Origin of the sequence: Bacillus litorisediminis, from assembly GCF_022808645.1 — a bacterium.
GTDB classification, from domain to species: domain Bacteria; phylum Bacillota; class Bacilli; order Bacillales; family JC228; genus Bacillus_BF; species Bacillus_BF litorisediminis.
The window spans coordinates 98,207-125,105 of the sequence record NZ_JAKZKT010000009.1 but is presented as its reverse complement, the minus strand read 5'-3'; the positions used below and the strand labels follow the sequence as shown (position 1 = coordinate 125,105).

28 protein-coding genes and 3 pseudogenes are annotated in these 26,899 nt (G+C 36.0%); 6 read left to right on the top strand and 25 right to left on the bottom strand.

The genetic code is table 11. The features are described from left to right. Window positions 1-257 precede the first annotated feature (257 nt). From MLE14_RS06985 to MLE14_RS06955, 7 genes are all read right to left on the bottom strand, one after another. On the bottom strand, window positions 258-647 hold the full coding sequence (locus MLE14_RS06985; protein WP_243297632.1) for a hypothetical protein: 390 nt from the start codon (window positions 645-647) through the stop codon (window positions 258-260). Window positions 648-717: 70 nt separating this feature from the next. Next, window positions 718-1,263, bottom strand: coding sequence for a DUF402 domain-containing protein (locus MLE14_RS06980; RefSeq protein ID WP_243297631.1), 546 nt, complete (start codon window positions 1,261-1,263; stop codon window positions 718-720). 67 nt (window positions 1,264-1,330) lie between these two features. After that, window positions 1,331-2,080, bottom strand: coding sequence for a glucose 1-dehydrogenase (locus MLE14_RS06975; protein ID WP_243297630.1), 750 nt, complete (start codon window positions 2,078-2,080; stop codon window positions 1,331-1,333). Between the two features lie 14 nt (window positions 2,081-2,094). Beyond that, on the bottom strand, window positions 2,095-2,559 hold the full coding sequence (locus MLE14_RS06970; protein ID WP_243297629.1) for an NUDIX hydrolase: 465 nt from the start codon (window positions 2,557-2,559) through the stop codon (window positions 2,095-2,097). Between the two features lie 525 nt (window positions 2,560-3,084). Further along, the gene (locus tag MLE14_RS06965) at window positions 3,085-3,543 is read right to left on the bottom strand and encodes a GNAT family N-acetyltransferase (protein WP_243297628.1); all 459 of its coding nucleotides are present in this window, start codon (window positions 3,541-3,543) and stop codon (window positions 3,085-3,087) included. Between the two features lie 76 nt (window positions 3,544-3,619). Then, the gene (locus tag MLE14_RS06960; RefSeq protein WP_243297627.1) at window positions 3,620-4,477 is read right to left on the bottom strand and encodes a VOC family protein; all 858 of its coding nucleotides are present in this window, start codon (window positions 4,475-4,477) and stop codon (window positions 3,620-3,622) included. A 312-nt stretch (window positions 4,478-4,789) separates the two neighbouring features. Then, a complete protein-coding gene (locus MLE14_RS06955; RefSeq protein ID WP_243297626.1) occupies window positions 4,790-5,611 on the bottom strand; it encodes an SPL family radical SAM protein in 822 nt (273 codons plus the stop codon). An 859-nt stretch (window positions 5,612-6,470) separates the two neighbouring features. On the opposite strand from MLE14_RS06955, the gene MLE14_RS06950 reads away from it, so the two are divergent. Beyond that, window positions 6,471-7,313, top strand: a complete 843-nt coding sequence (locus MLE14_RS06950; protein WP_243297625.1) for an undecaprenyl-diphosphate phosphatase — start codon at window positions 6,471-6,473, stop codon at window positions 7,311-7,313. Here the strand turns inward: MLE14_RS06950 and MLE14_RS06945 are convergent. The 4 genes from MLE14_RS06945 to MLE14_RS06925 all read right to left on the bottom strand — a co-directional run bounded on the left by MLE14_RS06945 (window position 7,281) and on the right by MLE14_RS06925 (window position 12,418). Beyond that, window positions 7,281-8,285 carry a tetratricopeptide repeat protein gene (locus MLE14_RS06945; protein WP_243297624.1) on the bottom strand — a complete coding sequence of 335 codons (1,005 nt, stop codon included), beginning with the start codon at window positions 8,283-8,285 and terminating at the stop codon, window positions 7,281-7,283. The genes MLE14_RS06950 and MLE14_RS06945 overlap by 33 nt on opposite strands. Before the next feature lie 240 nt (window positions 8,286-8,525). Next, complete coding sequence (locus MLE14_RS06935; protein WP_243297623.1) at window positions 8,526-9,710, bottom strand: Ger(x)C family spore germination protein; 1,185 nt, start codon at window positions 9,708-9,710, stop codon at window positions 8,526-8,528. A 49-nt stretch (window positions 9,711-9,759) separates the two neighbouring features. Further along, window positions 9,760-10,872 (bottom strand): GerAB/ArcD/ProY family transporter, encoded by a 1,113-nt coding sequence (locus MLE14_RS06930; RefSeq protein WP_243297622.1) that lies wholly within the window; start codon window positions 10,870-10,872, stop codon window positions 9,760-9,762. Between the two features lie 13 nt (window positions 10,873-10,885). Next, window positions 10,886-12,418, bottom strand: a complete 1,533-nt coding sequence (locus tag MLE14_RS06925) for a spore germination protein (RefSeq protein WP_243297621.1) — start codon at window positions 12,416-12,418, stop codon at window positions 10,886-10,888. A gap of 185 nt (window positions 12,419-12,603) precedes the next feature. Here MLE14_RS06925 and MLE14_RS06920 point away from each other — a divergent pair, with 185 nt between their 5' ends. Continuing rightward, window positions 12,604-12,996, top strand: coding sequence for a C40 family peptidase (locus MLE14_RS06920; protein ID WP_243297620.1), 393 nt, complete (start codon window positions 12,604-12,606; stop codon window positions 12,994-12,996). A 56-nt stretch (window positions 12,997-13,052) separates the two neighbouring features. Here MLE14_RS06920 and MLE14_RS06915 read toward each other — a convergent pair whose 3' ends face one another. The 4 genes from MLE14_RS06915 to MLE14_RS06900 all read right to left on the bottom strand — a co-directional run bounded on the left by MLE14_RS06915 (window position 13,053) and on the right by MLE14_RS06900 (window position 16,077). Further along, window positions 13,053-13,502 carry a PCYCGC domain-containing protein gene (locus tag MLE14_RS06915; protein WP_243297619.1) on the bottom strand — a complete coding sequence of 150 codons (450 nt, stop codon included), beginning with the start codon at window positions 13,500-13,502 and terminating at the stop codon, window positions 13,053-13,055. A gap of 115 nt (window positions 13,503-13,617) precedes the next feature. Next, window positions 13,618-14,535: a peptide ABC transporter permease gene (locus MLE14_RS06910; protein WP_243297618.1), complete on the bottom strand. Its 918-nt coding sequence runs from the start codon at window positions 14,533-14,535 to the stop codon at window positions 13,618-13,620. Continuing rightward, window positions 14,532-15,431 (bottom strand): ABC transporter permease subunit, encoded by a 900-nt coding sequence (locus tag MLE14_RS06905; protein ID WP_243297617.1) that lies wholly within the window; start codon window positions 15,429-15,431, stop codon window positions 14,532-14,534. The genes MLE14_RS06910 and MLE14_RS06905 overlap by 4 nt, the downstream gene beginning before the upstream one ends. A 127-nt stretch (window positions 15,432-15,558) precedes the next feature. Next, the gene (locus MLE14_RS06900) at window positions 15,559-16,077 is read right to left on the bottom strand and encodes an AAA family ATPase (protein WP_243297616.1); all 519 of its coding nucleotides are present in this window, start codon (window positions 16,075-16,077) and stop codon (window positions 15,559-15,561) included. A gap of 129 nt (window positions 16,078-16,206) precedes the next feature. Here MLE14_RS06900 and MLE14_RS06895 point away from each other — a divergent pair, with 129 nt between their 5' ends. Next, the gene (locus MLE14_RS06895; protein WP_243297615.1) at window positions 16,207-16,650 is read left to right on the top strand and encodes a hypothetical protein; all 444 of its coding nucleotides are present in this window, start codon (window positions 16,207-16,209) and stop codon (window positions 16,648-16,650) included. Window positions 16,651-16,728: 78 nt separating this feature from the next. On the opposite strand, the pseudogene MLE14_RS06890 reads toward MLE14_RS06895, so the two are convergent. Then, a pseudogene (locus tag MLE14_RS06890) lies at window positions 16,729-17,446 on the bottom strand (class I SAM-dependent methyltransferase). Between the two features lie 14 nt (window positions 17,447-17,460). Continuing rightward, window positions 17,461-18,735: a S41 family peptidase gene (locus MLE14_RS06885; protein ID WP_243297614.1), complete on the bottom strand. Its 1,275-nt coding sequence runs from the start codon at window positions 18,733-18,735 to the stop codon at window positions 17,461-17,463. Window positions 18,736-19,007: 272 nt separating this feature from the next. Here MLE14_RS06885 and MLE14_RS06880 point away from each other — a divergent pair, with 272 nt between their 5' ends. Then, the gene (locus MLE14_RS06880) at window positions 19,008-19,778 is read left to right on the top strand and encodes a hypothetical protein (RefSeq protein WP_243297613.1); all 771 of its coding nucleotides are present in this window, start codon (window positions 19,008-19,010) and stop codon (window positions 19,776-19,778) included. Between the two features lie 49 nt (window positions 19,779-19,827). Here the strand turns inward: MLE14_RS06880 and MLE14_RS06875 are convergent, their stop codons facing one another. Next, complete coding sequence (locus MLE14_RS06875) at window positions 19,828-20,355, bottom strand: HXXEE domain-containing protein (RefSeq protein WP_243297612.1); 528 nt, start codon at window positions 20,353-20,355, stop codon at window positions 19,828-19,830. A gap of 64 nt (window positions 20,356-20,419) precedes the next feature. Then, window positions 20,420-20,956 (bottom strand): annotated as a pseudogene (locus MLE14_RS06870) (GNAT family N-acetyltransferase). A 400-nt stretch (window positions 20,957-21,356) separates the two neighbouring features. Here MLE14_RS06870 and MLE14_RS06865 point away from each other — a divergent pair. Both MLE14_RS06865 and MLE14_RS06860 read left to right on the top strand, forming a co-directional pair. Next, entirely contained in the window at window positions 21,357-21,716 is a 360-nt protein-coding gene (locus tag MLE14_RS06865; protein WP_243297611.1) for a hypothetical protein, read from the top strand. A 247-nt stretch (window positions 21,717-21,963) separates the two neighbouring features. Next, window positions 21,964-22,164 (top strand): cold-shock protein, encoded by a 201-nt coding sequence (locus tag MLE14_RS06860; RefSeq protein ID WP_243297610.1) that lies wholly within the window; start codon window positions 21,964-21,966, stop codon window positions 22,162-22,164. 224 nt (window positions 22,165-22,388) lie between these two features. Here MLE14_RS06860 and MLE14_RS06855 read toward each other — a convergent pair whose 3' ends face one another. From MLE14_RS06855 to MLE14_RS06830, 6 genes and pseudogenes are all read right to left on the bottom strand, one after another. Further along, on the bottom strand, window positions 22,389-22,979 hold the full coding sequence (locus MLE14_RS06855) for a class I SAM-dependent methyltransferase (protein ID WP_243297609.1): 591 nt from the start codon (window positions 22,977-22,979) through the stop codon (window positions 22,389-22,391). 274 nt (window positions 22,980-23,253) lie between these two features. Beyond that, the gene (locus MLE14_RS06850) at window positions 23,254-23,787 is read right to left on the bottom strand and encodes a DinB family protein (RefSeq protein ID WP_243297608.1); all 534 of its coding nucleotides are present in this window, start codon (window positions 23,785-23,787) and stop codon (window positions 23,254-23,256) included. Between the two features lie 455 nt (window positions 23,788-24,242). Beyond that, window positions 24,243-24,815, bottom strand: coding sequence for a class I SAM-dependent methyltransferase (locus MLE14_RS06845; RefSeq protein WP_243297607.1), 573 nt, complete (start codon window positions 24,813-24,815; stop codon window positions 24,243-24,245). A gap of 185 nt (window positions 24,816-25,000) precedes the next feature. Then, the gene (locus MLE14_RS06840; protein ID WP_243297640.1) at window positions 25,001-25,465 is read right to left on the bottom strand and encodes a GNAT family N-acetyltransferase; all 465 of its coding nucleotides are present in this window, start codon (window positions 25,463-25,465) and stop codon (window positions 25,001-25,003) included. 14 nt (window positions 25,466-25,479) lie between these two features. Beyond that, window positions 25,480-25,944, bottom strand: coding sequence for an NUDIX hydrolase (locus MLE14_RS06835; protein ID WP_243297606.1), 465 nt, complete (start codon window positions 25,942-25,944; stop codon window positions 25,480-25,482). Between the two features lie 235 nt (window positions 25,945-26,179). Then, window positions 26,180-26,635: pseudogene (locus MLE14_RS06830) on the bottom strand (NUDIX hydrolase). Window positions 26,636-26,899: the final 264 nt, after the last annotated feature.

Sequence of the window (26,899 nt, the reverse complement as noted above, 5' to 3'; positions counted from 1 at the left end):
TTTTCTTTTTTTAAAAGAGAAAAAGCGAAGTTTATTTGTCATGCCCAAAATCTGCTTTGGTTTAGACAACTTACGTTTTAATTTCCAATTCATTTGATTTTGGTGCTTGACATATTACCACTGGGCTTTTTTATTATCTATTTTTTATTGTAATGGAGATTGGATAAAATCAAAAATAAAATTCGGAGAGCAACTCGCGATCCATGATTTTTGCCAAAAAATTACGACCCATTTGATGAGATGGGTCGTGTAACATTTTAAACGGAAGATGAGGAACCAGATTTTGTTGAAATAGCTCCCATCCCTTCCAGTATGATTTTGGCATCTGAATTTAAGTAATCAACCACTTCTTTTCTGAACAAAAGTTTGGAATGATCTTTAACCAGAAACTTAATTCCTCGCATATCAAACTTTGTGGCATAAGCGTTAATGGTATTAATAATCGCTAATTCTTGTCTTGATAACGGTTTGACGCCTGACTCCATTTGCGTCACTAAAAACCTAAGCAATTCTCTTGCATTACTATTTAGTTTAGCTTGTTTCTCCTTTAATACATTAAGATTTTCTTCTATATAAACTCTAGCTGTTACAAAGTCTAGTTCATCTGTACTTTGATTGACTTTCTCTATAAGTTCTTGAATATCCATGTGCTATAAACTCCTTCTATAATACCTCGTTTTAATTAATATCGGTGTATAATCTTGATATTGAAGGAATTTACTCAATATTTTCTAATAAAAAGTCAAGATGAATATATGAAAGCTTTAATAGATCAAAGTTGTTGAATTCAATTAATTGAGTGATTCGATCAGCTTCCTTCCAGGCAAGGTCGTAAGCATCCTGATTAATAATCCCTTTTTCCAATGCCTCTTCAAGTTCTTCAGCATCTAGCTGAAACATTTTACCTGATGGCAGAACCACAATATCCAAAAAGAGATCATCCATCCACGGCACTCCTTTATTATTGACTCCAGTTTGGATGCAAATATCGATGTACCATTGAACAACCTTGCCTGTCGAGTCAAAGGTAGTAGTCACCGTGTGATAGGCATTTAACGGGAACTGCTGCAGCCAGATGTACCCGTTATCTGCAATACATATCTCTTCCTCATCATATTTTGCAAAGGCTGGCTCAGACACTTTTTTGATATTTAAAAGAGTAATATAACCAGCAAATTCGTTCGTATCTAAATAAGCTTGTTTATAAGTTCGTTCAATGACCCTTTTCCAACCTGCTCTGTCTCCCCATTTTCGTTTGAGCAAAAAAATATCCTCCAAATAAATATTTATAAAATGTATATCTGCGGGTAATATATTTTAGAACAAACCCTTACTCCTCGTAAATCATCTTCCTCGTCATGCCGCCATCTACGACTAAATTGATCCCTGTAACAAAATCATTTTCTTTAGCTGTTAAATACAGACAGGCTCTCGCAATATCATCAGGTTTTCCTACCCTTTTTGAAAAATGCTGTTCATGATCTTGTTTTCTTAATTTACTGTAATCCCCAGTTTCAATCCAGCCCGGTGAAATGGCATTTACGGTAATCTTATATTCACTTAATGAGGCTGCCAACGCATGAGTTAGCGCAACGATACCACCCTTCGTAGCAGCATACCCTTCTGAATGTGGTTCAGACATTATAGCCCTAGTCGATGCAATATTGACGATGGATCCTCCATACTGATTCTCCTTCATCACTTTTGCCGCTTCTCGTGAACATAGAAACACACTGCGAAGATTCGTATGTATGATGTCCTCCCATTCTTCTATCGTTACTTCAAAAGGTGATTTAAACAAACCCTTTCCTGCATTATTAATTAAAATATCAATCCGGCTATAAGCTTGTTGCGCAACATCTATTAACTTAACAATGTCTTCTGGATTTCTCACATCTGTTTTTACAAAATGAGCTTCTCCTCCAAGATTTCTTATCTCTCCTGCGGTTTGTCCGCCTTTTGTCTCATCAATATCAGCAAGGACGACTTTTCCGCCTGACTTTGCATATTCAAGCGCCACGGCCTTGCCAATTCCGTTTGCAGCTCCAGTAATAATCACAACCTTATTTTCAAAACTCATGAAACTTCTCCTTTCTAACTGATGACAGGTGTTTTCGCACCTTTTTTCCAATCTAAAATAAAATATTTTTGTCTAGGATTTAAATTAGGTGGAATTTCATCTCTTTTAAAAAATCGATGTTCCCTGCTTTCCAGGTCCTCTGCCTTTAAAGTACCCGTATATGTCTTTGTATAAAAAATAACCTGAGTACTAAAAACCTGATCTCCATTCGGATATGCAGCAAAACATTTTTCCCCAGAGTATAAGCCAAAAAGCTCTAAATTTGAAACGGTTAACCCTGTCTCTTCTAAGACTTCTCTTTTTGCTGCGTCTTCAAACGTCTCTCCAATTTCCATAATCCCGCCTGGAATGCACCAATTGTCTCCGTCAGCTCGGTGCTGTAGCAAAATCATGTCTTTCTCTTCAATAATGACACCGCAGCCAACAGTAAAAAGTGTTTCCGATCCAATGTATTTTCTCATATTTTTTATATAACTCACAATTATCCCCCTTTTGTTCATATAAAAAACTAATTCTATAATTCGACATAAATCCCTTTTTTTCCATAATAAAAAACCGGACTAAACCCCGGTTCTTTTTAGCGTGGTAGCGTGACGCAGCGCGGTATGGAGGGCTAGGATCCGCCAAACCTATTCAATGGATCCTCAATTCCGCTATTTATTCAAAAATCTTTGTTTGAAGCCTGGTTTCGGTTCCTGGTTCCGTTATTTACCTTTTTTCCGTCAAATTTGATTGATTTTGTACGAATAGCGGAATCAGAATCCGCTTCAGCCCCTGAAGTACGGGTTTTCGTTCAAATAACGGAATGAGGATCCGCCTAACTTATTTAACGCATCCTTAATCGGCTTTCGCAACTATTATTGAACCTAAGTGGTGCAACAATGGGTCAGTTTACCTGCGTACTTCCCGAAGGAGCGACAATGAATGTTGCAACTGTTCGTCGTGGTCTGGCTCTCATAGCACCAAATCGGGGCGACCGTGACAAAATGAAAGCCGCTGTATTTCTATAATCCCATTTCAAATTCAATCTCATGCTTAACCGGAATGTCATCATACCCGATAACCGGGATAGAAGGTTTGATTTTACGGGCTTCTGTAATAGCATTTAGATGAATCCCGGCCAAATCAAAACCCCGTTTTTGGTAAAATCGAATCGCGCGGATATTATCATTGGATGTAATCAGCCAAACTCTTTTGCATTGTAATGATTTGGCAACTTCTAAAACCTTTTTAATAAGTGCGGAGCCAATTCCTCTGTTTTCCAGCTTACTATCGAGAGAAACAATTTCACACTCATCATCTTGAATATGATATGTGATCAACCCCGCAATAAGCCCGTTAACCAAAGCAATATAACCTGGCAGTCTATCAAGCCTATGGACATGTCCCCTTGATACCACAATTTCCCCTCTTACTTCGGCTAATTCTTTTTGAACACTTTCGTCTAGTTCTTTAATAATCATACATCCCATCCCTTTCAGCAAAAAACGCAGACCTATGCTATTTGCAGATCTGCGCAGTTTCATTACCATATTTTATTTATGAATTTACCACTAACCAAATTTTATTTCCTGATGGATCATTTGTAAATAACTTACCTTCTTCTTCATAAATTGAGGCATTAATAGCTTTTAACTGATTAATCATTTGATTTTTAACCTCTTCACTGGGAAGTACCAGAGTATACCATGACAATCCTACACTATTCTCAGCAGGGGCACTGCCGCCTAAGCTGTTCCAAGTATTGAGACCTATGTGATGGTGATAGCCATTATCGGAAATAAAGAGAGCCTGGCGTCCGTATCTGGTAACAACATCTAGTCCTAATCCTTTAACATAGTATTCCTCAATCTTTTCCAATTCAGAAACTTGCAGGTGAATATGACCCAAAACCGTACCTGCAGGCAATCCCTGCCATGGAGTTCCATCATCTTCTGCGAGCAGATCCTGAACATTTAATGCGACAGTTGCCATGTCCACTTCTCCGTTATTCCATTTCCACGTTTCAGCTGGACGGTCGGCATAGATTTCGATTCCATTTCCGTCTGGGTCCGCCAAGTAAATGGCTTCACTCACATAATGATCAGATGCACCTTGTAAAGGATACTGGCTATTCGCCAAATGAATCAGCGCTTTTGCTAATAAAGGGCGGCTAGGCAATAAAAGCGCGAAATGATATAGGCCGGTATCGCGGTGATTTAATGGTTTCACATGTTCAGGCTGTTCCACTGTCAATAAAGGTGTTTTCCCATCTGCGGTAAAAACAGCAGTATTTGCAGTTTGTTCAAGGACCTTAAAACCAATAATTTGCGTATAAAAGGCAATGGTTCTATCCAGATTTTGAGCTTTTAAATGGACCTGACCGACATAAATAGTCGGGGCTTGATGGAAATTCATGTTTAGTCACCTATTCTTTTTGTTTTTTTACTTACTTTATGTAAGTTACTTTATATTAGTAATAAATGTTCGTCAAGAAATAAAGTAAGGGCTTAATCCTAATTTCAATCATTCATGATATCCATATGCTAGGGAAAACTAGGATGATGAAAGGAGTTGGAATACTATGAAGAAAAAACTGGAACAAGCTGTTGAACATGCCAATGATACGAATCCAAAATCAAGGAAAGGCGGAAAGCCACAAGCCTCAAAGAAGTCCAAGCAATAAAACTGAATTAGAGGTTAGGTAATTTCATTTACTTAACCTCTTTTTTAAAAGGGCATAAACCCCTGCTGTCCCACAAAAATTTGTCCGGAACGAAAAGCCGTTTTCATTTCTTCAGCTGTAAATTGTCTGGGTCTGTTGTGATACCATTGTTCCAATTGTTCCTTATCATATAATTGGCTAATTCCAAGGCGATCGGTTCGTTTTCCCTGACTTCCATCTCCCGAATAATCATCAATAACGACTCGGTCAGTTACATTGGACAAGATGGCAGGAAATTCTTTAGAAAATGGCAAAACCGGTGCAACGGCCGCTTGAGTAGGCAAATCAGCCTCTTTCATTTCCTTTAAAGCCTTCAGCCTCGCCTGAATAGGTGGAGCCTGGGGTGAGAACCTTTTACGAACCTCTTCCAAATCTGTTTCTACAGTAACACTGATTCGAATCCGATCTTTTAGATGCAGAAACAAATCAATATCTCTTGTTACCAGCGGACTTCGAGTTTGAACAAACAGAAAATCAGGCGGTGATTCAACCAACGCTTCAAGCAAAGTTCGTGTCACTTTTTCCTTATATTCAACAGGCTGATAGGGATCCGTACTGGATGACATAAAAATAGTAATTTCTTTGTTTCTCATTCTTAATTGACGGATTTCTTTTATAAGTAATTCGCGCGCCTCTTGTTTTACATCTACCCATGTTCCCCATGCTTGCTTTCTGAACAACCCAATTGGACTCTGCCTTACATAGCAATACGAACAGCCAAAGGCACAGCCTGCATAAGGATTTAACGAATGGCTATATCCGTACAAAAATCCGCTGGTTGGTGTCAAAATTTTTTTTGGTATTTTGTACTGTATATCGATTTTCATATATAAACTTCCATTCTTCCAATATTTCTAGCAACAGTTATCTGCTTTTTCCAGCAAATCAATGTGTTTTTTGAAAAAAATTAGGCCCATTATTCAAATGTATCACCGAATAACAGAACTCATATCCATATTACTTAACTCACACACATTTAACCGAACTCAGCAAAGGGTTTTCCGAACTGAGGACTCATTATACCGAACTTACGCATGTTTTACCGAACTCGTCATCTATCTAAACGAACTTAGAAACAGTTTTCCGAACTTAGTAGCAATTTAAAACAACTCAAACCCTTTTTTCTGAACTTGGACTTCAACTCAACACTCTTTTTTCGGATTTCTGACACCATAGAATTACCAAATTCAGTAACGACCATCAGGATCGAATAATTCTAGTTCAACATCTCCCCCGGTGCAGTCAAATTTTCTTCAGGCTTTTCGTGGTCAAGCGGTTCCAAGCCTTAGTCAAAAAACGTTTGAATTTGTATAGAACGGTATCTCATGGCTGGGGATGATCGGCGGGATGCAGCAAGATTTTGATTAAACCCAGTGTGAACCAATGCATTCATTCATACCCTTCTGATAAGTAAATCCTGCTTTTTCCAGCCATTCTCTCATTTAGTCTGATTCCCTTGAAAACAAAACATTATGATGGATTCCTACAATCATAACATAACCCCCTGGAACTTTTTGCTTAATTATCTATTCTTCTAGACCCTTATGATTTTCTTCGTGGAAAATCCTTTTGTGATTTGCCCAAATGATAGTATACTTAAACAGGTCAAAAAATTTTGTAGGGTCCATGTTCTTTATTTCGTTAATGATGTGGACCATTTATTTTTAAACAAGGGGAATCTAAAAAATGGATTTACTTACAGTACTGAAAGCAATTATTTTGGGACTTGTTGAGGGACTGACAGAGTTTGCTCCCGTATCATCAACCGGACACATGATTATCGTGGATGATATGTGGCTGCAGTCGAAAGAATTCCTGGGAAAATATCCAGCCAACACCTTTAAAGTCGTAATCCAGCTCGGCTCCATCCTAGCAGTTGTCGTGGTATTTTGGAGTCGATTTATGGACTTGCTTGGATTAAATCGACTCACAAAAAGCGGCAGAGAAAAACAGTCGGGTAAGCGGGATCGTTTAAAGCTGAGCACTGTGATCATCGGTTTAATTCCGGCTGGGGTTCTTGGAGTATTATTTGAAGATTTCATCGATGAACATTTATTTACGACTAAAACGGTGTTAATTGGATTAGTACTGGGAGCAATTTTGATGATCATCGCTGATAAATACACGAAAAACACTCCAAAAATCGATACGGTTGATCAAATCACTTATAAACAAGCACTTACAGTCGGGTTTGTTCAATGCCTCTCTTTATGGCCAGGATTTTCACGTTCAGGAGCTACCATTTCAGGCGGGGTTCTAGTTGGATTAAGCCACCGTGCTGCTTCTGATTTTACTTTCATTATGGCTGTACCGATTATGGCTGGAGCCAGCGGACTATCCCTATTAAAAAACTGGCAGTATTTCACACTCGATGCTCTGCCATTTTTCATTGCTGGCTTTATCAGTGCGTTTGTGTTTGCGTTAATCTCAATCCGTTTCTTCCTAAAGCTGATTGACAAAATTAAATTAACTCCGTTTGCGATTTACCGGATTGTATTAGCTGCTGTTATCTATTTCGTATTTATGTAAAATACCTGGGAGGTTCGTAGTTTTTCTGTGAACCTCCCATTTTTTTAAGTTCCGGATATATCTAATGGCATCCTGTAATAATTCAGGCAAAGCCTCAGGAATAAAATGAGCCAATCCTTTTATTACGACGAGCTTACATGGGACTTGGTAGCTTTCCAATAGTTGCGCCAGCTCGACTGTTTTTTTGTAAAAAGGATCTTGATCTCCCGTTATAATAACACCTTTGATTTGATTGACAGAATTTGATTTTAAAAGATTTTCAAACGATTCTAGTTCCCTAATCGATGGTATTACCGCTATAAAGCCTTTCGTTCCTAACGGATTCAAGCCAAGACTGATTTCCATAATGACTTTGCCCCCTTGAGAAGCGCCAGCAAGCACGATTGGTTTTTTGAACCCTTTTTGAAACTGCAGAAATGTTTCTGAAATGTCTTTCATAGTAAGTTCGGGGTCATCCCAGCAAAAAGCATTATATCCAAAAACCTGTGATGATTGAGGAAATCCTAGAAAGTATTGTTTCAAAACATTCTCCCTCATCCAGTGAGGGGCAAAATCCTCAATATTCGTTCCTCGCATATGTAAAGAGAAAATCCCAACCTCTGCTTCTCTATTTCCGTATACCTCCAGGTTTGGTCTTACCCTATTATTATTTACATTTTCTAAGATTCTCTCACATTGATCTATTACTCTTTGAAACTCACTATTTTCTTGTAAAGCTGCTAAATCAGGATCATTTTTTAAAATAATTGGATTCCACCAGATATCTTTACTGATAGCATCCTGTAACTGAGAAATGGCTTCATCTATTTGTCCAAGCCTTGAAAAAGCACACGCTTTCCAAAACGTAGTCTTATCTATCCGTTTTGGATATTCCTGCCTTGCTTTCTCTATTAAGAATAAAGCTTTTTTGATTTGTCCTTCCTCAAATAATCGGAATAATTGATTTTGAACCTCAACAAAGCCTGCCTCCATTCATATCCCCCCTCCGTACAGTAATTTTGACATGTAATATTCTTCTATATAAATTCCCTCTATTAACAGCGGATCCCTTTTTATTCTTTCTATTTCGAAGCCCATTTTATTGTATATTCGTTTTTGGCACCTTTAACTTTAGTCTATGATTCATATTGGGTGCTTCTCTTATGACCATTGTTTTCCCCTCTCCCACAATATGTGGGCTTTTTGAAAGGCGATTGAATCCATGAACTCAAATTAATCTCTTATTGCGTCTAAACTTGGTAATTTTCCTTGTCTGCCAAATGGACCAAACCTAATATCAACATGGATATTAATTTCCATATCAGGGTAACTTTTCATCCAATCAAATTCCTCCCATTGTTTAAGAGTTAAGAACTCTTTTCTGGCATATAATGACCAGCCAAATGGATCGGTCCCAAATTCTTCTTGAGTTTTCTTTACGAGATTCTCCATTTTACTTTCTATTCGGTCTTCAAGAAAAAGCCTAAGTTCCTCGAGTTTTTCCTTATCTTTTGGGTAGCTAACCATTAACGGGTCAGATAGTATCTCCACCTTTAACGGTAGAGTTACATCAATTTTAGGTTTTTTATTTTTCAAATCCATTTTCATTTTAATGTTCTTTCTTTTTTGTAGCCTGGCTGTTAGCCGATATGTCTCATTATCGGGGATTGGAAAGGTTGTTAGCATGTCACTCGATTTTCCATTAGCCTGATTCAATAAGAATGAAAATCTAGTCTCTTCTCCTGTTAATGTACCAACCATCTTCCCCTGTTTAAATACTGCAGAACCGATAAATTGTGTCTTGCTGGTTTCTCCTTCAAATCGGATATCTCCTGCTATAAATTCATCATCTTTTTTCCGATTTAATTGTTCCTGATCTTTTTGTAAAGATGTAAGGATCGATAAAAATAAATCTGCATCAGCCTCTGTTATTTTAAAGTAACGATTTAAATCGGAATTTGGAATTAATGAAGTTTGAATCCCGCGTTGGATGATTAACTCAAAGTATTTGTGGGGTCTTGTCTCAAGTTTTGGATTATTAGATTGAATATACTCAAATGCACTTTCTCTGGTTACGACAAAATAAATATCCCTTCTTATTTCTCGGTCCTTTGTTGCCTGATACATCCACCTAATAAAATCCTTATCTCTTGCAAGCTCTTCGGAGACGAACAATACATTTAAAATGTCGTACGTAATTTCTTTTGCTATGACTGCATTGGCTATATTTCTCGACACCATAAAATCATTTGCATAGAAACTGATCACTTCTAAAGGCGGTTCATTTGCATTTCCGCCTGACTGTTGGCTTCCGACCTCGGGATTAGCTATTAAATATGTAACTTTTATACTACCTTCTTCTTCTGCTTTATCTAAACCGATTCCAACTACATAAGCTCTTTTATCAGTCTCAGACATATCGTAACATCCTGTCAATAACAGTGTATAACTCACTATTAGGCATGATTTAATAAGGATTGATTTCAGTTTCATTCTTAAAATCTCCTTTAATTTTAGCAAAGATCCACATTACACACGGCAGTATAAAAAAAAGCGAGCTAGTAAAATCGAATAACTGGTCTCTAAGACTAAAAATAGTAAAGGTGGGGGTTTCTGGCAGCATCCCTAAAAATAGAACTGCAACTGCGAACAGCGGGATTAACCTTTCAGTTCGTTTAATTTTAAAAATTTGCGCAAACATTAACGTAACTATATGTAAATAAGCAGAAAACTTTAAAAACGTAGCAATCAGCCAAAATGGAAAGAAAAATGTTTCAATATTCGTTATAAATCCAAAACTTATATAACGGATTGTTTCATGAAAAGGGAAATTTAATTTGGATACGGTAACATAATCAAATAGCATAATGTACGAAAGGACAGCAACAGACAGTTCTATACTAACTATAATTAGCGCAATTTTAGTTCCTTTTTTAAATTGATGGAAATTTTGAAACAACGGTACAATAAATCCAATAAATAATAAAAAATCAATATAAATCGATATTTTTGAAGCTCCCTCTTTCATGATTTCTCCTAATCCCTCCCCAAATATAGGAAATATATACAAGTAGTTTCCTTTGGTAAAGGAAAGAATCAGTGAAATAAACAAAGCTATTTTTACATAAAAAATCACGAGCCAGGAAACAGAGCCAATATGCAAAAGTCCCTTTCTTGCCCCATAGACCGATACAACCATTAAAATAGAATAAATCAGGATTGTTGGCGTTTTAGAGAAATACATGGTTCCGATAATGTCAGTGTATACCGAGGCTTCACTTGTAAAACCGATAAGACCTAGTATAAATAAAATAAAACAAACAGCTGTACCAAGCCATTTTCCAAACAGATGAATTAAAATTTGGAATAAATTTTTTTCTCGATGTACTGAGAACACTTGAACCAATAAAAATACCGGGATTATAGAAATAACCCCGCTTATCAAAGGAATGATCCATCCAGCATTTTTGGCGTCAGTTGTAATAAGTACGGGTGTATCATCAGCGAGTCTTAACCCTACTAGAATGATAAGAATCGAGACATATTCCCTTATCCCTATTTTCCCTTCTAAATGATTCATTTAGATCATACCTTTACCTTTTTTTCATATCATTTGGTCGAAGATAGCCTGGTCGCCATTTCTCATTTTGCAATAGTTTGCGGAAAACAGTATCTTCTGATGACCTATATTTAGGAGTCATTGGAGAAAAGTATGGAACTCCAAATGATTTTAGAGACACGAGATATAATAGACCGATAATAAATAAAGAAGGCATCCCATAAATCCCAAAAAAGCCAGCGGATAAAATGAATAAAAACCGCAGTATTCTAATTGCAAAATTAAGGCTGACATCGCTGATTGCAAACGACGAAAGTCCGCCTAATGATACAATAATGATGATAATCGGACTTATAATATTAGCTTCAACAGCAGCTTGACCGAGAATTATGGCTCCAACAATACCGATGGTTGGCCCGATTGGGCTTGGAACACGCAATCCTGCCTCACGTATTAGTTCAAAAGCAATCTCCATTATTATAATCTCCACGATAGCTGGAAATGGAACTCTCTCTCTGGCAGACGCTATGGCTAATAACAGATCAGCTGGAATCATTTCTGCATGATAGTTAGTGATTGCTATGTAGGTAGCAGAGGTAAATAAGGTGGTAAACAAGGCAAATGCTCTAAGCAATCTTGTAATGTTTCCATATGGAAAACGCAAATAGTGTTCCTCAGGAGTGTGAAAAAAAGTCCAAAAGGTGGCAGGAAGGACCAAGGATGCCGGTGAGTTATCCATGAGTAACACTATATTTCCATCCTCTATAAAGGAGGCAGCCCGGTCAGGTCTTTCTGTATAAAGACAAGTTGGGAAAATCGATGTTTTTCTTTCTTCTATAAATTGTTCTAATATACCTAAATTTTGAATCGCATTTGTATCTAACTTTTTTAGCCGATACTTAATATCATTCACTAAATGTTCGTTCGCAATATCCTTTTGATAGAGTATGAATACCTCGTTTTTTGATCGTTTCGAGACAACAACTGAATCAACTACAAGACTCTCGTTTTTTATTTTTTTACGGATGAGAGAAATATTCGTAAATGCTTTCTCTACAAAGGCCTCTTTTGGCCCCTTCAAAAGAACCTCATCTTCTGCAATGCCGATCGATCTCGCTTGAATATTGGAGCATTCTGCAATATAAGCCTCACTTTGGTTTTCCACTAATACCGCAGCATTGCCATTATTAACTTCTTGAAGAATGTCTCTAATGGATTCGACCTTTTTGATATTTTGAACAGATATTAAGTCTTGGATTGTTGTATTTCCATCGTTATTCGATAGTAACGGTTTAAGAACATGCATTTCGATCGTTTTAATATCAGTAATAGTACTTATAAAAAGAACCGTTACCTGCTTATTGACACCCTTTACATGAATATCACGAAATTTTACATCTTTATTATCAGGGCTATTATACATTTTTTTAAGAATATCAAGATTTGTCTGGAGATTACGCCTGATGGCTTGTTCTTGTAAATCCATCATCGGATTGGGCATATCTTGTTTTGTATTTACTTTCTTTTGTTTAGACCGTTTAAGTAATTTTAATAATGGTGTGAGCATAATAAACTCCTGCTTTTTCTAAATAGCATTTCTCAACAGTGACCCTTTCATGCGTTTTTTATCGTGTTTACAATTGCATGAAATTATTTAGGGGTTCTAAAAATAAGTTTTTTGAACGCTTGTCTATACTGTTTCTAATGAATTTTAATATGATGGAGTAAATCAACTTAGAATGAGGGTATATCATGCAGATTGACACCATAATAGAAACAGGGCTGCTTTATTTAGGAACACCATATTTATTTAATTCCTCCCCCTATCAGAGCAAAACATTTGACTGCAGTTCTTTTATACAATTTATTTTCTATAAAAATGGAATCAGTCTCCCGAGAAATTCTCGTCAACAGTTCGAGGCAGGGAAAAAGATTCAATTACAACAAATTAAACGAGGAGATTTATTATTTTTTACAACGAAAAAAAGAAAAAAGAAGAAAGGTTTAGAGAAAATAGGACATGTGGCATTATTTTTGGGAAATGGTGAAATTCTTCATACTTACAGAAAAGCTGGAAAAGTAGAGGTAACAAAGTTAGAACCATACTGGAATAAAGTGCTGATCGGGGCAAGGAGAGTTTTATAGCGGGATATTGCAATAAAAAAACTTGGACCTATAACCTCAAGGTCCAAGTTTTATAATCATTTATTTCCATACGTACTTTCTATCTCAGCTTTAATTTCTTCAATCGATTTTCCGTTATTAAACTCGTAAATTGCCTTGGCTGCTATATCCACACATGTTTCACATTTAGTTGCATAGTCGGTCCAGATGACACTTCCATCCTCATTTAATTTATAAACAAAACAATCGAGACTGCTAGATTCCTGTCCATTATTACCACATTGAGCGGGAATTAGATCTAACAAGTCAAAAAACCTGGAAACAGCCGAATACGTATTAACCACCTTTTCTGGCTGTCCCTCTAAAAATGTAGGGAGTTCATTGAGTCCACTCGTCTCTTCATGAATATCTGGGGAAGTTTCTTGCTCTGGCTGCTGGTTATTAACCTGATCGACCGCCTTGCTCACGCAACCAGTTAATAGAAGAAGTATGATTATGAGTAAATTCAGGTATTTCCATTTAAGCATTATGTTTCCCCTTTCTAACTCTGCTTCTCCATAAAGAATATACTGATAAAGGGTTTCTTTCAATAGATATCATAAAATCAATAACAATAAAGAAAAACCTATAAAAGCCATTTAATTACAAATAGCTTACTTTCTTTTTAAAAAAATTCTGTATTCCCTGTGCTAATAGGTTAAAAGTAAAAATGGTAAATGTCATCGCCAAGGCTGAGAAAAATGGAATCCAAATCGGGCCTCTTATATCTCGAAAAGCATCCATAAGCAACATTGGCCATGAGATTGAGCTGTTCACAAATTCAAAGATTCCAAGATCAATCTGAACCAGGTCCTGAGATATGAAGATACCAATAAAACCTAATTGTCCAAGGAGAAACATCACACGGCCCAGATCCGTAATCATATAGGTTAAAACTTTTAAGTATAAAAATGGTAAATAATACGCTTTAAATAATGTAATAAGGCGAGCCCCGCTGGAAACCCCGCTCAACATAAATTCTTTGGCTGAGAGATCATCAAATTCAAGTTTTATCATATTGGCTGCTCTCCCTGCTTCTACCGTCGCAATGATCAAAATCAGATAGGTTGGCCGGTAATCAGCTGTCAATATTGGGGGGATTACTGCAAGTAAAATCACAATCACAATCGTTGGAACATACGATAAGAGTCCGTTGAGCCAGTGCAAAACCAGTCCTGCTCCAGGTAATTTTTTATGTGAAAGAAAAGCAAGAGGAATCGCTACTAAATATCGGATGATTGTTATCAATATTACAATCATCAGGGTCTCCCTTGCCCCCATTACGAGCAAACTCAGCATATCTCTTCCCAGCCGATCGGTTCCAAGAAGGTGCTCATCGGATGGAGGATAAGGTGGAGCAACTGGAATCCTTTCTTCATTCCATTTATAGGGAATTTCTTTTAATTCCTCGTCAATAAAAGGAAGACTTGGCCCAATGAAAGTAATAAAGAATAGAAATAGTAAAAACAATAATCCAAAAAAGAATGCTAGATTATGTTTAAGGACAAACCATAGTTTCAAGACAATCCCCCCGATTTAGGGTACAATCGAAATTTAATAGTTTGAGAGAAGACAATAACAATAAACATAAGGAAAAGGAAAGGGAGCATAAAAGCAAGCGCCCGAATTTCTTCATTTTCTAAAATGCTTAACAGCAGCTGATAACCAGCGCCATTATAGCTCGATAGCTTTTCGATAATCGGTAGGCTTGATAGAATATAAATCATTACCAGTTGAGATTGATTAAGTAGGGTGGTCCCGCAGTTCCATAGCATATGCTTTAAAACCTTGAGCTTGCTGACCCCTTTGGAATAGGCTGTTCGTATGTACTCTTGTCCTATCTCATTTTCTAAGGAAGCTGTCGTCATTTTTACCATGTGAAGGAATGGAAAGATTGTAATAACCAGCATCGGAAAAATAAAACTGTACCAGTTTTCATGGCCAAACAGGTCAAATTGCGGAAACCCCCATCTAATCAGTTTAATCATGATGTATTGCATTGAGATATAAAGAAAAAAGTCAGGTACTGATGAAAATAACCATATAAAAAAGGCCTGGGTATTGCCCTTCTGCTTACGTCGAAAATAAAAATGAAAGATACCGCAAAGTGTCCCAAGTAGCATACTAATTACATAAGAAGGAATGATAATTTTAAGGCTCCTGGCAAAGAGACGCTTTACTTCTTCAGAAATGGGGACACCTGTTCTTGCTTCTCCAAATCCTTTTTCAGATTTAAAATGGCTGATAAAGTCATCAATTCTTTCTTTATATAATTCAAGTGTGAATGGATAATCTGCCTGCATTACCATGGGTGCAAGTACTGTAATTTCTCTTTCTCGAGGCAATAAAAGAATGAAGATAAAGCCAAGAAGTATGAATAAAAAGATCAATATATTCTTCATAATTTGCCAAAGCAAAGCCTCATCCCCACCTTCCAACTATATTTTACAGAAAATTTAAAATTATAACGATATTATGACAAGTAAAATGACTTCAGTCAATTAAAAAAAGCTTGGCATTCACCAAACTCTTTTTTCAAATTTTCTATCTCAAATTTATATAGTTTTGAAGTTCAATAGGATCCTTTATAATCAACAGTTTTTCATTATAAGTTTTTAAATTATCTAAGATTTCTGGCTTACTTACTTGTTCAAAGTACCGGTTCCACTTAAACATTTTTAAAAATATCTCAAATGTTGGCTTATAATGAGCCTTTTCAAGTCTTATTTTTTGCAAAATAAATCTTTTAATAATTCGATATATTCTTATTTGAACAGGTGTATCAAGAAATATAATTACATCAGTATTCTCAAAACTTTCTTGAACCCATGTATGGTGAACTCCTTCTATAATCCATTGGTCCCCCTCGATGATAGCTGAAAGCTTTTGATCCCGTACTTCTGGGCTGTTTCGTATATCTCTCTTTTTAGATCGAGTCCAAACGACGTTATCCAGTTCATAATAAGGAATTTGAAGACTCTTTGATAAATGTCTGGCAAGCGTCGTTTTTCCGCTTCCAACTGAACCGATAATATGAATTCTTTTTGGCATTATTCTATTCAAAAAAATCACCTATTTACAAATTAAAAGATAATCGGAAGAACAAAAATGTGTACTCAATTCAATAACTTTGTCCACTCAGATTGTATATTAAATCATATAGTATTATATATCGTGAAAGGAGGTAAGAATATGGCTAAAATTACGACTGGACCATTTCGTGCACCAGTAGAAATTCCCGGAGCTAATGCTTTAGTAGCGTTTATAATTATTACTTTAAAGAACCATACAGATGAACAAAAGGAAGTTCGAGTTATAGTTCACGAATGTCCAGCACCAGTACCCCCAACAATCCCAGGTGGTCAAAATTGTGCTGTCTCACCTGAAACACTGGAAGTTGAAATTTGTAATGAGAATGTTGTGTTGAATAATAATAGATGTCGACAGGTATTTGTTATTGCAATCACAAATAGAATTTACAGAGTAACCATTAGCGGAGATATAGGTGTTCATTCTGAAGAAGTTGAAGTAAGTGTTGTTGGGACCGATGCTGGATTTAGTGTTCACGAGCCTACAATGTTCTTCCGCCATGATGATTTCATTAAAGTTGAAGATGATGATGATGATGATGATTAGCTTTTTCTAACATGGATATATTGCTAAAATGAATAATTTATACCTTAGTCTGCTAATCAGACTAAGGTATTCATTATACTATCGATTTTTCCTAAATAACGCTGTAAACAAACTGCTTGATCCGAAAACGGAACTCGAATGATCTTCATCTTTCATTCTTCGGATTTCAATCACTTCAAAATCCTTAAATATGTTCCTTAATTTTTCCTCCGTAAATCCAAGACCGCCTTGCAAGGTAAAATGCCGGTACACATCCCAATCAGATAATGTGGACCCTCCAAATTCACCATTTTCAATAAAACAAGTTAAAGCAAAATGACCGCCCGGAACAAGTGCTTTGTGCAATAGCTGGATATAACTGATTCTTCGATGCGGAGCAATATGATGAAAACATCCTGAATCATAAATAAGATCGTATGAATTTACTTGAATGTCCATTGCAAATATATTATTTAATAGAAAATTTAACATAACACCTTTTTCTTTTGCACGATCTTTTGCCCATTGGATAGCCTCTTCTGAAATATCGACTGCATCCACGGTACAGCCCTGTTTAAGCCAAATAGATTGCATTACGCCCTGGCCCACACCCTAATTCGAGAACTCTCGCTTTTCTCAGCAGCCCCTTTTCAAAGTATTCAACTAAATTCTCATCAGGCTTATTTGCAAAAAAGGGAATCTTCTTTTCGCGATTTGAATAAAAATCGTTCCACTCGAACCGAGAATTTTCTTTTAAAAGTTGGTCTAACATATTTAATACATCATCTATAGTTTCGATTGTTTCAATTTTTGGCATACATTCCCTCCTGTTCATTTCTCTATCATAGATAAAGCAAACTCTAAATCTACATCCTTCGTAAGATGTTCTGGGGTCCATGCGATATAGATGTCAGGCTGGATCCCTTTACCCGACATCCCCTTCCCTTCATCAACAATTGATAACTTTGAAGTTGGGTACCAAAGTTCAAACATATCATCCCAAGACATCACTGTAAGATTGGCATAATCATTTAATCCAGCTGTTGGTCTGCCAATGACCTTGACTTTTGGAGACATTTTACATATTTCTACGAAAGAATCGCCAGCACTCCCGCAATAAACATCTGATAAAACAATTACCTGTTTGGGGTTTTTCCGGCCATTTATGACTGTGTTATTTTTGAGCTCTGCAAAATCAAATTGAACAAAGCCTTTCCCTTTATTGCGATTCCATTCACGAACAATTAACTTCACAACTTCCCTATAAGTTTCACTCTCTATACTTTCTAATGAGTTTTGAAAATCTTTCATAATAAGCTTGTAATTCCGTTCAGTGCAATTGTAGAAGACTTTAAAATCGATTTTAGAAAGATCAATGGCACTTTCATCAAATATATATGGCAATAAACAGTAAAATGAGGAATCACTTCCTCCTTTATTGATTCTTACATCAATAATGAGTGCTTTACTTTGGTCAAGATCATTTCTAAAATCTTGCACCAATTTTTCAATTTGATCTGGATTCATAAAATCAGTTATGGTGATTAATATTATTCCTTCTTTTATTTGTTCAACTCGATATTTTGGACGGTACGTGGCTTTTTCATATTGTTTCAAGTTCAGATATGTTCTGTTTCCTTCTTTTGTTTCGACCTCAGCCATTGAATATTGTTTAACAACAGGTTTCCAGTTTTCTCTTTCTGAACTATTTTCAGATAATATACGCTTATGTTTTTCTCTTAATTCAAGAATGGGGATCTGATTTAATGATACAATTGCATCACCTATGTTTATCCTTCGTTCACTAATAACCTCTGTTATGTATAACTTTTGATTAAATCTTCTTACCTTGAACCCATTATCGAGTTGTTTTTGATCTTTATTTGTACGAAATTTAAAAAACATATGATTGTCTTTAAAATCTACCAAATAATCTTGAACGATTTCTGCAAATAATGAGGGGGTGAGTTTATTTTGTAGCTCTAACTCTTTAATTTTCATTAAAAACAGTTCTGGCTGATCCCAACCATTTTTATCTAAATATCCTGCATAGTCATGGTGTGTAATAGAAATAACATCGTGAAAGATAGATTCATATTTTGACATTTGAACTGTCTCCTTAATCAAAAAAAGTAAAATATCTTTTCAAGAAATATTTATATGTATTTATTAGAACTACTTTTGTATTCATTAACAGCAATCACGGTATTCCCATTCTTTCCACTCATTACCAAGAAAAAAATTCATTTTTTTCATCCCGGATTTTTGATGATATACCTCCTAAAAGATACCTTTTTGATTTTTATCAGCATCTGTCCCCTAAAGCAGCTGTCACGCATATGATATATGAGCATATTAGGCAAAGGAAGTGAACTTAGATGGGGTTATTTATCAATAACGGCAAGCACCCAGATGTGTTTAAACATCACGGGGATATCGATGAACCAAATCAAGGGTATTTAAAAATAGATTATTATTCAGAGATGATAAATCAACAAAAGAAAATAAATGAATCACTTGCCCATTCCATTCAAGAGCTTGCGGATCTTTTCCAAAAACAATCAAAAAACCAATCGAAACAATGGGTTGAGGTCACAAACCAATTGAATGAGTTAAAGGAAAGTCAGCAGCAGCACGAAAAATTTGAAGTTCAGGCACGAGAATGGTTACATGTTTTAAATAATGACAATCATGAGCTGCAAAAGATGATAAAAATTGAACAAGATGTGAACCAAAAGATGATGGAACAACTTAACTTATTAAGTCAATCCAATCAAGAGATTGTGATTCAGCTGGACGCTTATAAAGAGGCGAACCAGCAACTCCAAACGAATATCCATGATTTAGTCGAACTTAATAAACAAATGTCCGAGCAAATGACAAAACAAGATCAAAACCAAAATCGTGTAATAAATCAGCTTGATAATCAAGAAGCAATGCTTGAAAAAACATATAGGCAAATTAGCAATATCCGTTCTATTTTATTTGAGCGGGCCAATCATTTAGCAGAAAAAATTGAAAATAGCTACAATCTGACCTCTTCCTTTTTCTACAAACTGTTAACAGGTTCGGAACAGCCTTTAACTCTTGTCATGATGAAACAAAAACAAAAAAAGAGCGACAATCAAAAGACGCCAACAGAATCATAGGAAAATGGAGTGCTTCAACTGAGCCATCAGAACGAAGCACTCTTTTATTTTATAACTTAGAGACCTTTTTATGTAATTGCGGAAAAAATAAAGCAAATAATCCGATTCCTACTATCAGACTCAGCCCTATTTCTACAGGCTGAAGTAACCCTTCATCTATAAATACAAAGTAAAAATAAGCGCCATAAGGTATTAACAGAAAAATAGAGGTCATTAATCCAATCACATATCGTTGAAGAAACACGGCCTGACCAATATGCGTAAAAGCATGGAAAAACATTACTGAAAAAAGACTTAAATAAAACCACTTGCTAACTCCGTCAAAGCCAAAAATGTGAACCATTATAGTGGCAATTGAAATTAATACGAATTCAAAGAAGACAATGATGGAGAATTGGTGAGTCTTCATGGCAAAGTTATTTTCAAAAAACAGAGCTGCACGCTTTGGAAGCTTAGCTAAGATATCTTCTTTATTTCTTTGAATCCATTTCTCGACGATCACAATCTCCTCAAAATCATGAATCGCAAAAATAATCGGGAATAGCCAAATTAAAAGAATCAATTCATCATTCTGCATGTTTGGCCTCTTTTCATCATCGGTTGGTTAAATTTTCTATTTTTATAGTAACCTAGTTTTTTTATTATGAAAAGTCTGGATTTAAAAGGGAATACAGGAATGCGTCATGAAAACGCCCATCTTGATACATATACTTTCGCAGCGTCCCTTCTTGAACAAAGCCCTTTTTGATTAACATGTTTTGCGATAGTTTATTTTCAGTAAAAACAATAGCACCGATGCGGGCAAGATCCAACTGATTAAACCCATAGGTAATGACACTGGATAATGCTTCGGAAGCATACCCCTTTCTCCAATAATCAGGATGAATTTCATACCCAACCTCTGCACGTTAATGCATAACAGAAGCTGCATGGAACCAGATTGTACCAACCAGCTGTCTGGAATCCTTTAACTCGATGCCCCATCTGATCCCTCTTTTATCTTCAAAAGTTTTTCTAAAAGACTCAAATAATTTTTTAGCTTCATTAATATGTTTAAAGGAAGATTGTCCATAATATTGTGTAACTTCATCCTTTGAAAAATATGAATAAATGGTGATGGCATCTTCTTCTTTAACTTCTCTTAAAATCAATCGGTCTGTTTCTAAAATCGGAAACATTTTCTTTCACTCCTTGTTCTTCTTAAAAAATGAATAAAATCATCTATTTAGCGGAAATTTATAAAATACTACTTTATTATGAAAGGGGTAATCAGCTGATGTGGAAAAAGCTTTTTGTCATCTTGCTTTCTTTATTCATAGCAACTTCTGTTGTTGGTTGTGGTGATGAGCCTGGCGAAGATGAAATCGGTGATGGAGAAGTTAACGACTAAGAATAATAATGGATAGTCTGATCCAAACTCTAACCAATTGGATCAGACATTTTTTTCAAAAATGAATAAGCGTAATACTATTTTCTATGCACTAGGAATTTACCCTCTTTTTTACTTATTGAGTGCTCAAGACAAGTTACATACATCCTCCAATATGAATACCCTAACATTGCAGAGGAGGGATGTTCATGTACAATCAGTATTATGGTATGCAGCCACAACAGCCAGTTCATCAAGATGATCTTCGAAATATTGAAGATGTTTGCAGAAAATATAGAAACTTCTATGTAATAGGGCAAATGTCAGATGGAACACAAATGGAAGGAATTCTTGAAGATTATGACGATGAAGGGGTTACCATGCTGGTTCCTGAAGATGTGGACGAAGCCGAAGTTGAAGGTATGAGAGAATTTGGTGTTTATGGGGGATATCCATATGGCCGAAGAAGATTCCGCCGATTCCGCAGACGCCGGTTCCCGCGTTTTGTATTTGTGTTCCCATTTTTCTTCCCATACCCTTACTATTATCCGTACCCATACTATTATTAAATGCAATGAGATGAGCTTCACAAAGCTCGTCTGCATTTTTTTGCTGCTAAAATACAATGATCCCTTTTGGTTTCAAGCACATTAAGTAATATTCCTTGCTTTATTACCTTAATTCTGCTATTCTAAGTAAGAATTATTTTTGTTCGGTATAGAAAGGAAAAAATGCGTCAAAGCTTTTCGCCTGGATATTATTTAGAGCAAGAATAGTAATACAAATGTGTGGAAATCACACAAGGAGGCAACAAAAATGGAAAAAGGTAAAGTAAAATGGTTTAACGCAGAAAAAGGGTTCGGATTCATCCAACGCGAAGGCGGAGACGACGTATTCGTTCACTTTTCAGCAATCCAAGGCGAAGGGTTCAAATCGCTTGAAGAAGGTCAGGATGTATCTTTCGATGTAGAACAAGGTGCTCGCGGACCACAAGCTGCTAACGTTGTAAAGTTATAATCTAATGATTATATTACAAGGGGCTGTCTGATCAGTCCCTAAAATAAAGCAAGTGAAGACAAACAGTTGGTTGGTCCTCACTTGCTTTTTTATTTTTTCGTTTTCTCTGAAATTTACATTGGAATGCTTGCTACTCTCAGTTTGTTATAGGCTAATGTTGCGCTCCCAAAAAGTCAGTTACTTACATTTGGACCTGAAATAAAATAAGTGTTGGCCATAATTAATTACTTAATTTTTTTAAAAACACGTACAGTCCTATTAAGGAAGCTATTTTCTTCTATTTGCGTGAAACCCATCGGCTCAAACAGGTTCTTGTAATTTCTTGGAAAATGTCTTCCGCTAACGCCATTCTCAGATTCAACTATAATCAAATATGAATTGGAGATTCTTGCTATTTCATTGAATATCCAATCACTTTCATAATGAATGTGTTCAAACACTGCCATTGTAAAGACCACGTCAAATTCTCCAGTGTCAAAATCCGAAATAATGTTTTCTATGGGTGCATTATAAATTACAGCGTTTTTACCTAGCTCAGGATAAGTGCTTTTTAGAAGGTTAACTGCATTTTCACTAATCTCAATGCCAGCAAGATTTTTATATCCTTTTTCAAGGAGATAATTTAAATTTCTGCCCACATTACATCCCGGTTCCAATATTTTAGCATTTACATCTGCATATTTTTTTATAAGTTCGTAAAGATATTGGCTTCGTTCTATTGGTGTAATATATGCCTCTGGAAGGTTACCTGGTTCCTTAGGGTCCCTCCAATAGTTATGAACTGCATCAAGACTCAGATGTTCATTATTGCTCACTTATATTCCTCCTTAAAAAATGTCTACGATTCATCTTATTGAGAATGATAGTGACATGGAAGTGTGTATGACTATGCCCATAAATCAAATAACAATTTAGACCTTAAAATAGTCGGGAAAACCTTATATAGACATAAAAAAACCCGCCCATCAAAATGAGCAGGTTCCGGTATATAGCAGTAAAGAAAATGGTTTGTTACATTATTATAGCATAGATCTATTATTAGTAGAGAATTTTTTGTAGTTTGTAAAATTAGAGCCTATTAATTTTATGTTATTTAGGATATTGTTCAGATCCAAAATACCGTTCTTGAATGATATTTCGGTGGTGAAGTTCATGACCTGCTACAATATTAACAAGCGCACGAACACTTACTTTATCATTATTGGCAGTGCCGCATCTTAACCAAGCATCACTTTCCAAACTCTTAATTAGCTCCACAGTTGATTGGCGAACTACTTTAAAATGATCTAGAAGTTCCTTTATCGAACATTTATTAAAGGGGGCATTCTTGACATATGCTTGATCATCATAGCCAGGCAGTGAAACAGTTTCCCCTCTCGCAATGCAAAGAATTCGGTATCCCATGACCCTTTCTGTGTCTGTTAAATGGCCCATCACTTCTTTAATCGTCCATTTATCTGGACCATATTTAAAAGACGATTGTTCTTCCGTTAACCCTTCTAGAAGAGCGATGGTATCCTCTACTTGATTGCTAAGAATTTCAATTACATCTCCTTCTGGAACTAAACCAATGTAATTTGAATAGTAAGGGTTATATTCACCTTTTTCAGGTCTTTGATACAATGTCATTCACCTCTTCAACATAAGTTGGTATTTGATTTCAATCTTATTATGAATCTTTAAGGTACTTAGATCTGCTGGGCACTTGTTTTTGAAACTTAATTTAGTTTTCAGAAACGAGTATCCGGGTTTCGGGACTCAGTATACCGTATTTCGGAGCTTGGCACTCTTTCTAACAGCTAAATTACCTGATTTTCATTAAATAGCTCCTATTTTTCAGAACTTAGAATCGTTTTTCCGAACTGACAGCGATTTAAGCGAACTCAGACACTTATTAACCGAACTCAGGCATCCTTTTACCAAACTTAGAACTATTTAACCGAACTCACACACCCCTAGAACGAACTCAAATCCGGTTAACCTACCTCAAACACCTTTTAAACGAGCTTAAATTCGGTTAACCGAACTTAGCAACCATTATGGGAGTTGAGACACTAATTACAAATCCCTTTTTCTTATTACTTTTTAGAAATCACGATTATTCCTCCGCAATGGGAGATAGGCTGAAATTCTAACTTACACGTAGGATTCAGCAACTCATCTAATTTGTCAAATACAAAATAATCTTCCTCATCATCCCATTGAGAAAAATACATTTCCCTGCATTCCATTAGCTGACTTCTTGTCTGGAAAGCAATATCCCCTATTAAAATTTTCCCGCGTTCGCAAAGCAATTGGAGCAATTCTTGAATAAACGTTACTTTTTCCTGATCAGTTAAATGGTGTAAGGCATAGGTACTAATAATAAAATCATATTTGTTATTCCGTATGGAACTATGTATTCCCTTAGTAAAATCGCATTCTATTAATGTAGCTTTGGGCATTTTTTGCTTGGCAATTTCTATCATTTTTGAGGAAAAATCAATCCCAACAATTTTGTGTCCATTTTCATATAATTTGGCTGTCAAAATACCAGTTCCAAACCCGATATCAAGCACATTCGATTCCTTTTCCTGCATAACCTCATTAAAAATTAAATTTAATATATGCTTATAGCCAGCAAACGGATAAGAATCGTTTTCCTCACTCAATTGAACCGTTCAATCGTAATTATCGGCCCATAAATCAAAGCCTTGTTTATTTAGCAATCTATTTTCCTCCTATTTGAAGAGAGCTTCATTATGATAAAAAATCTCCCTCACGATTACAATTTTTGATATGAAATGTTTTGAGTACCCATTCATGTTTATCACACCTTTCATTGTATAAGACACCATTATTTAATGACTGGAAACCTCCAGACATCTTCTTCTCCATAGACAATTCCGGTCGGTAAAAATCCAAAGCATTTATACAAATTTTGTGCATGTTGATTTTCTTTAAAAACAGTTAATCGAATTTCCTTACACTGCGGAAATCGCTGAACAATCCATTTCACCATTTCAGTTAAGGCCGCTCTTCCATAGCCTTGACCCTGGTATTTTTCATCAATCAAAAATCCATTGATCCAATACATATCAGAGGTTTCTTCTTCATAGGCATGCATGATAAATCCAACCATTTTCGTGTTATCATAAATTGCAAATGGAATATAGTTTACATTTTCGCCATCAGGCTTTATGTAAACTTTTGCCAGTGAAACAGCTACTGAAGGGACAAAATTGTCCTGCTCTTTACTGACCCTCAATTGTAAAGCTTCTTCCCAGTTATCTCTTGTCACAGCCTTTAATTGGACATTCAGCATTTTAAAATCCCCTACTTTTTATCGGCATAGTACTTTTTTAAAAACTCTTCTAACATCAACCGGTGACTTCCAACCATATAATGCGGTAATTCGTGTGGGTCAAAGAATTGGAGGTCAATAGATTCTTCTTGATTTATTTGTAACTGTCCTTCATAGTTCTCCGAATAATAGGCTACGGTTACCACATAAAACTCATCCCCATTTTCTGCTGTAGACATCTTTGAACCAGAATAGACATTTATAAGTTTTAGATCTTTGACTTTTAAACCAGTTTCCTCATAAACCTCACGCCTTGCCGTATCCTCAGTTGATTCTCCTAATTCCATCAGACCGCCTGGCAGCCCCCATTTTCCTTTAGGAAATTTCCTTTGTTGGAGCAGGATTCTTCCCTTTGAATTGACTAGAACTACTGCCGACCCGACTAATATTAAAGGCCGATTACCAACTAAACTTCTTAAATCTTCAACATACCCCACTTCCAAAACCTCCTGTTCTTCCCAAATTATAGCACAATGCCGGGATGTACCGAAAAAAGCATCAGGAGTCGAGAAAGCAGAAGTTAGGCTATTATAAAGAAGTTTCGTTACATACATGTCATCATTACCATTTAGGCTAGAAAAATTTAACTTTATTAGTTCCTCCTTTAAGTCCACTTACATCATCCTTTTTTATTGAATCAATGGCTTCCTCAAAAATTTATAATTTCAGGAATTATCTAATAAATTCATGGATAAAAGCTCTAATGACGAGCTGATCTGGAGGACTGATCTTGGGAGGCAGTTCATTGAGGTCAAAAAATTGCAGATCTAAAATTTCAGATGCTTCTGCCTTTAATGTCCCTTCGTATTCATTACATATATATATAGCAATGACATTGTAGACATCATCCCCGTGAGGATATTGATATTAAAAATCTTGCCCGGAAAAAACATGAAAAAGTTTTAGCTTTTTGGCTTGCAGACCTGTCTCTTCATATAGCTCTCTCATTGCCGCCTCTTCCAATGTTTCCCCTGGTTCTAAGGCTCCTCCTGCAAGACCCCAGCAATGATTATCCTTACGAAGCTGTAATAGCAATCTATTATTCTCATCAAGCAACAAGACATTGGCGCCAGCCATGATAAGAGGAGCGGTCCCTACTATTTGACGAAGGTTATTTATGTAGCCCATATGTACCCCTAAACATTATATTTTTGGAACAACATATCAGTTTCCCTATAAAAATTTTATATTAAAAATGGATAAAAATCCATAAAATTACTGAATTGATTAAATTTTCCTAAATCCAAACGGAGTTCCTTCATCTTTTTCAAGTCGAATAATATAAAGAGCCATATCCCCTTGCATACCCTGGACAAATTCGGAATCAGCGGATTCCTGTTTTGTAACTGTATACCTTACTTCATGTCCGATTCCGTCAGAGGCATCACCGAC